At 47.7% G+C, this 8897-nt stretch carries 9 protein-coding genes, 1 other RNA gene and 1 pseudogene; all 11 read left to right on the top strand.

The window, feature by feature from the left end; genetic code table 11:
- Nucleotides 1–202, top strand: a pseudogene (locus ACY2VW_RS13430) (ISAs1 family transposase); the annotation flags it as partial.
- A 130-nt stretch (nt 203–332) separates the two neighbouring features.
- An RNA gene (gene rnpB, locus ACY2VW_RS13425) (RNase P RNA component class A) lies at nt 333–693 on the top strand.
- Between the two features lie 307 nt (nt 694–1000).
- Nucleotides 1001–1597 (top strand): Maf family protein, encoded by a 597-nt coding sequence (locus ACY2VW_RS13420; RefSeq protein WP_461878396.1) that lies wholly within the window; start codon nt 1001–1003, stop codon nt 1595–1597.
- A 19-nt stretch (nt 1598–1616) separates the two neighbouring features.
- Nucleotides 1617–3791 carry a M3 family oligoendopeptidase gene (locus ACY2VW_RS13415; protein ID WP_461878395.1) on the top strand — a complete coding sequence of 725 codons (2175 nt, stop codon included), beginning with the start codon at nt 1617–1619 and terminating at the stop codon, nt 3789–3791.
- 235 nt (nt 3792–4026) lie between these two features.
- A complete protein-coding gene (locus ACY2VW_RS13410) occupies nt 4027–4236 on the top strand; it encodes a FeoA family protein (protein ID WP_022462744.1) in 210 nt (69 codons plus the stop codon).
- A 19-nt stretch (nt 4237–4255) separates the two neighbouring features.
- A complete protein-coding gene (locus ACY2VW_RS13405; protein WP_022462745.1) occupies nt 4256–4477 on the top strand; it encodes a FeoA family protein in 222 nt (73 codons plus the stop codon).
- 116 nt (nt 4478–4593) lie between these two features.
- The gene (feoB, locus tag ACY2VW_RS13400; protein ID WP_022462746.1) at nt 4594–6744 is read left to right on the top strand and encodes a ferrous iron transport protein B; all 2151 of its coding nucleotides are present in this window, start codon (nt 4594–4596) and stop codon (nt 6742–6744) included.
- A 97-nt stretch (nt 6745–6841) separates the two neighbouring features.
- Nucleotides 6842–6976: a FeoB-associated Cys-rich membrane protein gene (locus ACY2VW_RS13395; RefSeq protein ID WP_461878394.1), complete on the top strand. Its 135-nt coding sequence runs from the start codon at nt 6842–6844 to the stop codon at nt 6974–6976.
- A gap of 33 nt (nt 6977–7009) precedes the next feature.
- Nucleotides 7010–7465, top strand: coding sequence for a transcriptional repressor (locus ACY2VW_RS13390; RefSeq protein ID WP_022462748.1), 456 nt, complete (start codon nt 7010–7012; stop codon nt 7463–7465).
- A gap of 176 nt (nt 7466–7641) precedes the next feature.
- Nucleotides 7642–7953: a DUF6110 family protein gene (locus ACY2VW_RS13385; protein ID WP_022462749.1), complete on the top strand. Its 312-nt coding sequence runs from the start codon at nt 7642–7644 to the stop codon at nt 7951–7953.
- Between the two features lie 96 nt (nt 7954–8049).
- Nucleotides 8050–8897, top strand: an 848-nt coding sequence (locus ACY2VW_RS13380; protein WP_461878393.1) for a P-type ATPase, incomplete at its 3' end; no start/stop codon positions are given.

Raw genomic sequence — 8897 nt, 5'->3', positions numbered from 1 at the left:
GCATTTGGATGTAACGTTTCGGGAAGATGCAAATACAACAATTGATAAAATGGCGGCACAAAATTTGAATATAATAAGAAAATGGAGCCTGAGTATTTTGAAACCGGCAGAGTTATCAAGACATAAGTTGTCGATGAGAAAGAAAAGGTTTGTAGTAAGCTTGCGTCCAATTAAGTACTTGGAAGAACTTTTAGAAGCTTAAAAAAACTGAAAAAGCAGAATTGGTATTAGATAGTCATTCATGCGTTTGTCGTGGTTTCTCAAGTTTGGGGATGGACAATATGGAAGTTTTGTGATATGATTATTTACTGTCTGATGTTCCGTTTTATGACGAAGTAAGATATGTAATCGCGGCTGGCAGGACCGAAAGGGGCCAGGTGAGGAAAGTCCGGGCTTCGCAGGGCAGGGTGCCGGATAACGTCCGGCGGAGGTGACTCCAGGGATAGTGCAACAGAGAGATACCGCCAGAGGGATCTTTGATTTTTCTGGTAAGGGTGGAAAGGCAGTGTAAGAGACTACCGTTTCTCTGGTAACAGAGGAAGCCATGTAAACCCCATCCGAAGCAAGACCGAATAGAAAACGTATATGGCTGCCCGTCATGTTTTCAGGTGGGTCGCTGAAGGGGACTGGCGACAGTTCCATTGGATAGATGATTACACACGACATAACCCGGCTTATCGTTTTGCTTTGTATTAGGACGGAAGGTTGTAGTCCCCGCGTCCGTGCCTTTCGCGCGCGGGAGGGGAGCTGCGACGGGGGATCACTCCGTGATTCGGACATCCAGACAAAATAAGTACGCCGGGAACGGACACGAGTGGATTGTGTTCGTTCCCGGCGTACTTATTTTGTCCGGCTGTCCGCCTCAAGTCGCAATCCCTCGTGCGCAGTTCCCCTCCCGCGCGCGAAAGGCACGGACGCGGGGACGTGAGTCGCCTCTTTGAGGCGGCTCACTGCCCGCTGATATTTGTTATGAAAATGAAAAATAAAGGAGATATAAGAGATGAAAATTGTTTTGGCGTCGGGGTCACCGAGACGGAGAGAGTTGATGGAGATGTTGGGGGTTGAATGTGAGGTGCGGCCGTCGGGGGCGGAAGAGGTTGTGACGTCTGCAGAGCCGGAGAAGGTTGTGGAGGAGCTTTCGAGATTGAAGTGTCTGGATGTGGCAGAGGGCACAGAAGGTGACTCTGTGGTGATTGGAGCGGATACGGTTGTGGCTTTTGAGGAGGAGATTCTGGGAAAGCCGAAGGGGATTGAACAGGCGAGAAAGATGATGCGGGAGTTGCAGGGGAAGGTGCATCAGGTGTATACTGGGGTTACGATTGCGGTGAAGGAGGGGGACGCGAAGAAGGTTGTGTCGTTCTGTGACGGTACGGATGTGGAGTTTTATGCGATGTCGGATGAGGAGATTGAGGGGTATCTTGCTCTCGAGAGAGAGGGAGAGGCTCCGGTCTGGTCGGATAAGGCTGGTGGATATGGGATTCAGACGGCGTTTGGGACAAAGTTTATTAAGGGGATCCGGGGGGACTATTATAATGTGATGGGGCTTCCGGCGTCCAGGGTTTATCATGAATTGAAGGAACTGGGTGTTTTGGAGTGAAAAGGAGGTACGAAGAAAGATGAAGAAGTTTTCGGAAATTGAGTATGTAAGACCGGATATGGAAGTGGAGAAAGAGAAGGTCAGAGCGTATACGGAGGCGTTGAAAAACGTAAAGTCGTATGAGGAGCTGCGCGGGCTTTTTATGGAAGAGAAGGCGCGGGAGGATGTCTGGGCGACGATGGCGGAAGTGGCACAGGTGAGGTATACGGTGGATACCAGGGATTCGTTTTATGAAGGGGAGGTTCAGTTCTGGAATGAGACGGTTCCGGGGATTCGGCTGTTGATGCAGAAGGCGGAGAAGGTGATTCTGGAGTCTCCGTTTATCAAAGAGTTTGCGGAGGAGTTTGGAGACTTCTTTGTGAAGAATATGGAAGTTGGGCAGAAACTGGCCGATGACTGTATTGTGGAGGATTTGATTGAAGAGGCGAATCTGACGCAGCAGTACAGCAAAATTACGGCGAATGCTTCGACGGAATTTAAGGGAGAAACGTGTAATTTTTACGGACTGCTGAAAGCAATGCAGAGTACGGACCGTGAAATGCGGAAAGAGGCGATGACGGCGTGGGGAGATCTGTATGAGAAGATTTCCGGGGAGCTGGATGCGCTGTATGACAAGATGGTTCCGCTGCGCGATAAAATTGCGAAAAAGCTGGGATTTTCTTCTTATATTGAGTTTATTTATCTCAGCTATGGAAGATACGATTATACGGCGGAGGATGTTGCGAAGTTCCGTGCGCAGGTGAAGGAAAAAATTGTGCCGCTCTGCCTGGAACTTAGGAAAGAGCAGGAGAAACGGCTTGGCGTGGACAAGCTGCATTATTACGATGAGGAGCTGATTTTCCCGGAAGGAAATGCGGTGCCGGAGGGAATGACGGCGGAGCTGGTTGCGAAGGCACAGAAGATGTACCATGAACTGTCGAAGGAAACGGGCGAGTTCTTTGATTTTATGGTGGAGCATGAGCTGTTTGATCTGGAGACGAAGCCGGGAAAACAGACGGGTGGTTACTGTACGTTTCTGAATACGTTCAAGGCGCCGTTTATCTTCTCAAACTTTAACGGCACGAGCGCAGATGTCGATGTTCTGACCCACGAGGCAGGTCATGCGTTTGAGGCGTATACGGCGGCGAAACAGATTCCGTTTATGGACATGGTTTTCCCGACGAGCGAGGTGGCGGAGATTCATTCGATGTCGATGGAACATTTTGCGTACCCGTGGATGGATGCATTCTTTGGAGATAAGGCAGACGATTACCGTTATGCACATCTGATGAGTGCGCTCGAAGTGATTCCGTACATGGTATGCGTGGATGAATTTCAGCATAAAGTATTTGAAAACATCGGCATGACGGCAAAGGAGCGCCGTGAGGTATGGCATCAGCTGGAGCTGAATTATATGCCTTGGAGAAATTACGATGGTCACAAGTTCCTCGAGGAGGGCGGTTTCTGGATGCAGAAGCAGCATATTTTTGTGAATCCGTTCTATTATATTGATTATGCGCTGGCGCAGATCTGTGCGTTCCAGTTCTTTGAGCGGTCGAAAAAAGAGCCGGAGCAGGCGTGGGCGGACTATTACCGTCTCTGCCAGGCGGGCGGAAGCAAGGGATACTTTGAACTGCTGGAATTAGCAGGCCTGAAAAATCCGTTTGTGGATGGAACGGTCGAAGAAGTTGTAGAGGGACTGAAGCCGTATTTAAAACGAAAAGTAAAGTATACGATCCGTCCGGTGCGCGAGGAGGATCTGAAACAGGTAGCCGAGGTGGAGGCAGTCTGCTTCCCGGCTGCGGAGGCGGCAGGCTATGAGGATTTTATTGAGCGGTATAAAACCTGTAAAAACAGCTTCTTTGTAGCGGAGACCGAGGACGGCGAAATCGCAGGCTTCTGCAACGGCTGCTGCGCGGATACGGATTATCTGGCGGATGCGTTGTATCACGATGCTTCGCTGCACAACCCGGACGGCGATTACCAGATGATTTTCGGGCTGGACGTCAATCCGAAGTTTCAGAAACAGGGCATCGGCGAAGCACTGATGCGTTATATGGTAAAGAGCGCAGGGGAGCGCGGCAAAAAAGCCGTTGTTCTTACATGCAAGGATCATATGATTCCATTCTATAAAATGATCGGATACGAATATATCGAACTTTCCGATTCAACGCACGGCGGTGCCAAATGGCATAAGATGATGTACCGTTTCTAAAAGAGAAAACGGGACAGCACAGGGCAGAACAGAGAACAGGCGAAATTTCTCTGTTCTGCCTTATTTTGCGGAAAAACAGGGCTCTTAACGGCGGCTTTTTCTCAATAGCAGAGCAAATTTCAGAAAAAAATACAAAAAAATAGTAAAAAAGCAGTTGACATCTAACGTACGTTAGCATATACTAACAACTGAAATAGAGATGAAACTCATTATCATACACAGGAGGTAATTGACTATGCCTTTAACGATGGCAAATCCAGGCGAATGTTACACAATCAGAAAAGTCGGCGGAAAAGAAGAGACCAGAAGATTTCTTGAAAATCTTGGCTTCGTCGTTGGCGGAAACGTGACAGTCGTATCGGAAATCGACGGCAATCTCATCGTGAATGTGAAAGATTCCAGGGTGGCCGTTGGAAAAGATATGGCAGCCAAAATCCTGATTTGATAGGAAAGAAGGAGAGAAGATGAAGACTTTAAAAGAGACTTCCGTAGGAGAAACCGTTAAAGTTGTAAAACTCAACGGCTCCGGTCCGGTCAAAAGAAGAATCATGGATATGGGAATCACCAAGGGTGTTGACGTATTCGTGCGCAAAGTTGCTCCGCTCGGCGATCCGGTCGAAGTAACCGTCAGAGGATACGAATTATCCTTAAGAAAAGCAGATGCCGAAATGATTGAAGTAGAGTAAATTTTTTTTGCCTGCTTGTTAGCGGATGCTAACAAAAGCAAGCTGTAGCCAATATTGGTAAGGCTTGTGAAGTTATTAAAATCAGTAAAAATCAAAGAAAGAGGGGCATGGAAAAAATGGCAATTAAGATTGCACTCGCAGGAAACCCGAACTGCGGTAAGACAACATTGTTCAATGCACTGACAGGCTCCAACCAGTTCGTAGGAAACTGGCCAGGTGTAACCGTCGAGAAAAAAGAAGGAAAGCTCAAAGGCCACAAAGATGTCACCATCATGGACCTTCCGGGTATCTATTCTTTATCTCCGTATACACTGGAGGAAGTGGTAGCCAGAAATTACCTGATTAATGAAAGACCAGATGCGATTCTGAACATCGTAGATGGTACCAACATTGAGCGTAACCTGTATCTGTCCACACAGATCATGGAACTTGGTATTCCGGTGATCATGGCTGTCAACATGATGGATATTGTTGAAAAGAACGGAGACAAAATACATATCGACAAACTGGCGAAAAAGCTGGGCTGTGAAGTTGTAACCATCTCTGCACTGAAAGGAACCGGAATCAAAGAAGCTGCTGATAAAGCAGTGCAGATTGCACAGAAAAAAGGTGCTGCTGTACCAGTTCATGAGTTTGACAAGGATGTGGAGGCAGTCATCCGCACCGTTGAGAGCAAACTCGGAAGTGATATTGTAAATGAGCAGAAACGCTTCTTTGCAATCAAACTTCTGGAGAAAGATGATAAGATCACAGAGCAGATGAAATCCGTTCCGGATGTATCTGCCGAGATCAAACAGCTGGAAGACAAATTTGATGACGATACCGAGAGTATTATTACAAACGAGCGTTACGTTTATATTTCCAGCATCATCGGTGACTGTGTCACAAAGAACAAGAAAAACGCCATGACAACATCGGATAAGATCGACCGGATCGTAACTAACCGCTGGCTGGCACTTCCGATCTTCGCGGTTGTTATGTGGGTTGTATATTATGTATCTGTCACAACAGTAGGTACTTTTGTAACGGACTGGACCAACGATGTACTCTTTGGAGAGATCATTCCGCCGGCCATTGAAAATCTGCTGAACGCGATCCACTGCGCTGACTGGCTGCAGGGTCTGATCCTGGATGGTATTGTTGCCGGTGTTGGTGCCGTACTTGGATTCGTACCGCAGATGCTGGTACTGTTCCTGTTCCTGGCATTTCTGGAGTCCTGCGGTTACATGGCGCGTGTTGCATTCATCATGGACCGTATCTTCCGTAAATTTGGACTTTCCGGAAAATCCTTCATTCCGATGCTGATCGGAAGTGGTTGTGGTGTTCCTGGTATCATGGCTTCCCGTACCATCGAGAATGACCGTGACCGTAAAATGACCATCATGACAACAACGTTTGTACCTTGTGGAGCAAAACTTCCAATCATCGCCCTGATCGCAGGCGCTCTGTTTAATGGAGCTTCCTGGGTTGCACCAAGTGCTTACTTCGTTGGTATCGCAGCAATCATCTGCTCCGGTATCATCCTGAAAAAAACAAAACTGTTCGCTGGCGATCCGGCTCCGTTTGTTATGGAGCTTCCGGCTTACCACTGGCCGACGGTAAGCAACGTTCTTCGCAGCATGTGGGAGCGTGGCTGGTCTTTCATCAAAAAAGCCGGTACGATCATCCTGATGTCTACTATCGTTCTGTGGTTCCTGATGAACTTCGGATGGGTTGACGGATCCTTCGGAATGCTGGAAGCTGAGCAGTTAAATGACAGTATCCTGGCTTCCATCGGAAGCGTGATCGCTCCTCTGTTTGCACCTCTTGGATGGGGCGACTGGAAGATGGCTGTTGCAGCTGTTTCCGGACTGATCGCAAAAGAGAACGTTGTTGGTACCTTTGGCATCCTGTTCGGCTTTGGTGAAGTTGCAGAAGACGGCGCCGAGATCTGGGGACAGCTCGCAGGAAGCTTATCTACGGTAGCAGCTTATTCCTTCCTGGTATTCAACCTTCTGTGCGCACCGTGCTTCGCAGCAATGGGTGCAATCAAACGTGAGATGAACAATACCAAATGGTTTTTTACTGCAATCGGATATCAGACACTGCTTGCCTATGTTGTATCCCTGTGCATCTATCAGATCGGTAACCTGTTTATCGGCGGCGGTTTTGGAATCGGAACGGTAGTTGCTGTTCTGCTCATCATCGGATTTGTATATCTGCTGGTAAGACCTTACAAAGAAAGCGCAACTCTGAGCGTTTCCACCAACAAAATGTTCAGCAAATAATTGCTGTGACAGATAGAGAACATGTATCTGATGAAGAGTCCGTATCCGGCATCCGCTGCAGGATGCGGACTCTTTTGAAAAGAAAGGAGTTGTTTTTATGGGAACTTTTATCACACTTGTAGTCATTGTTGGTCTGGTAGGACTTGCAGTACGCAGTATGATTAAAGATAAAAAAAGCGGCAAGGGAAGCTGTGGTGGTAACTGCGGGCAGTGCAAGGGACATTGCGACTGACAGGACAGGAATCATCATCAGGAGGTAGAACGTATGCCGCAGGAACAGACAAAGCATGAAGCCAGAAATTATCACAGAACACAGATGAAGCGAGAACTGATTATTCAGAAGCTCCGGGAACAGGGATGCAGAATAACCAGACAGAGACGGATTCTGCTCGATATTATCCTGGAAGAGGAGTGCTCCTGCTGTAAAGAAATTTACTATAAAGCTCTGCAGAAAGACAGCAGCATCGGGCCTGCTACGGTGTATCGCATGGTGAATACACTGGAGAGCATCGGTGCAATCAGCCGCAAAAATTTTTACAAGATTGCCTGTGGAGAAGAATGCTTCAAAGATCAGGGCTGTACCGTAGAACTGAGCGATCATACCATCTGCCGCTTAAGCGGAGAGATGTGGATGGACGTGATGAAATCCGGACTGAAGGCAAAGGGCTATATTCAGAATCAGGATATTGAAAATGTGATTGTTTCAGCGGTGGAAGGCTGAAAAACGGGGAAAACGGGTGAAAATTCCTTCCGTTTTCCCCGTTTTAATGAAAATAATTATCAAAAAGAACTGTACGTATTGTCTAACCGAGCAGGTGAGTGCTATACTGTGAACCACGGCGGGGGAAGATATAAAATTCAGGAAAAATTTATTTTAACAACAGGAGGAAATGTAATATGACAATCAAAGATTTAAAACATCCAGGACTTTTCGCAGCAGGAGTATTATTCGGAACAGCAGGTATCAAAGCACTGTCCAGCAAGGATGCGAAAAAACTTTACACCAACTGCACCGCAGCTGTTCTTCGTGCAAAGAAAGTTGTTATGGATACGGTAACGACCATCCAGGAGAATGCGGAGGACATCTATGCTGACGCAAAACAGATCAACGAAGAGCGTGAAGCAGCAGAAGAGGCAGTAGAGGATGTAGCTGAAGAGACAGCAGAGGAAGCTGTTGAAGCAGAAGCAGAGGATACGGTTGAGGCATAAGCTGTACACAGCAACATCTGATTTACGTCGTATTCATACGGAAAAACGAAACGCCTGCAGAATTCTCTGCAGGTGTTTTTCTAGGAGGCATAAGATTTGAAATTTTATATTAAACACGAAAGCAGAGGCAGAATCCGAATCCATCTGGCACAGAAGCGCATGTCCTCCGTACAGGCAGAGACACTGCTGTACTATCTGCAGAATCAGAACCAGGTATCTTTCGCGAAGGTATATGACAGAACCGGCGATGCCGTGATTTGTTACGAGGGAGAACGAGCCGCTGTGATTCGGATGATACAGCTCTTCCACTACGAGGAGGTAGAGCTGCCGACCGGACTGCTTGAGAGTTCCGGCAGAGCGTTAAACAACGAATATCAGGAAAAGCTGATCAGCAAAGTGATTTACCACTTTGGAAGAAAATGGCTTCTTCCGGCACCGATCCGTGCCATCTATACTACGGTTGTTTCCGTAAAATATATCTGGAAAGGAATCCAGACACTGGCACAGGGAAAGATCGAAGTTCCGGTTCTTGATGCAACTGCAATCGGTGTTTCGATGCTCCGCGGCGACTATGGAACCGCAGGCTCTGTCATGTTCCTGCTCGGCGTAGGAGAGCTGCTTGAGGAATGGACGCATAAAAAATCCGTCGGAGATCTGGCACGCAGCATGTCGCTGAACGTCGGAAAGGTATGGCTGAAAAAAGACGGCCAGGAAATTCTCGTTCCGTCTGAAAAAATTGTTGCGGGCGACGAGATTGTCGTACATATGGGAAATCTGATTCCATTCGACGGCGAGGTATCCAACGGCGAGGGTATGGTAAATCAGGCTTCTCTGACCGGAGAATCTGTTCCGGTACGCCGTACCTTAGGTTCCGTTGTCTATGCGGGAACGGTTCTTGAGGAGGGCGAGCTTACCATTCTTGTGAAGCAGACCGGCGGATCCAG

This window comes from Fusicatenibacter sp. (genome assembly GCF_977045365.1).
This window is presented reverse-complemented; position numbering and strand designations above follow the sequence as displayed.

Coding starts and splice junctions, on each gene's coding strand:
- feoB (WP_022462746.1), top strand. CDS start 4,594: ATGGCAATTAAGATTGCACTCGCAGGAAACCCGAACTGCGGTAAGACA.
- ACY2VW_RS13390 (WP_022462748.1), top strand. CDS start 7,010: ATGCCGCAGGAACAGACAAAGCATGAAGCCAGAAATTATCACAGAACA.
- ACY2VW_RS13385 (WP_022462749.1), top strand. CDS start 7,642: ATGACAATCAAAGATTTAAAACATCCAGGACTTTTCGCAGCAGGAGTA.
- ACY2VW_RS13415 (WP_461878395.1), top strand. CDS start 1,617: ATGAAGAAGTTTTCGGAAATTGAGTATGTAAGACCGGATATGGAAGTG.
- ACY2VW_RS13410 (WP_022462744.1), top strand. CDS start 4,027: ATGCCTTTAACGATGGCAAATCCAGGCGAATGTTACACAATCAGAAAA.
- ACY2VW_RS13420 (WP_461878396.1), top strand. CDS start 1,001: ATGAAAATTGTTTTGGCGTCGGGGTCACCGAGACGGAGAGAGTTGATG.
- ACY2VW_RS13395 (WP_461878394.1), top strand. CDS start 6,842: ATGGGAACTTTTATCACACTTGTAGTCATTGTTGGTCTGGTAGGACTT.
- ACY2VW_RS13405 (WP_022462745.1), top strand. CDS start 4,256: ATGAAGACTTTAAAAGAGACTTCCGTAGGAGAAACCGTTAAAGTTGTA.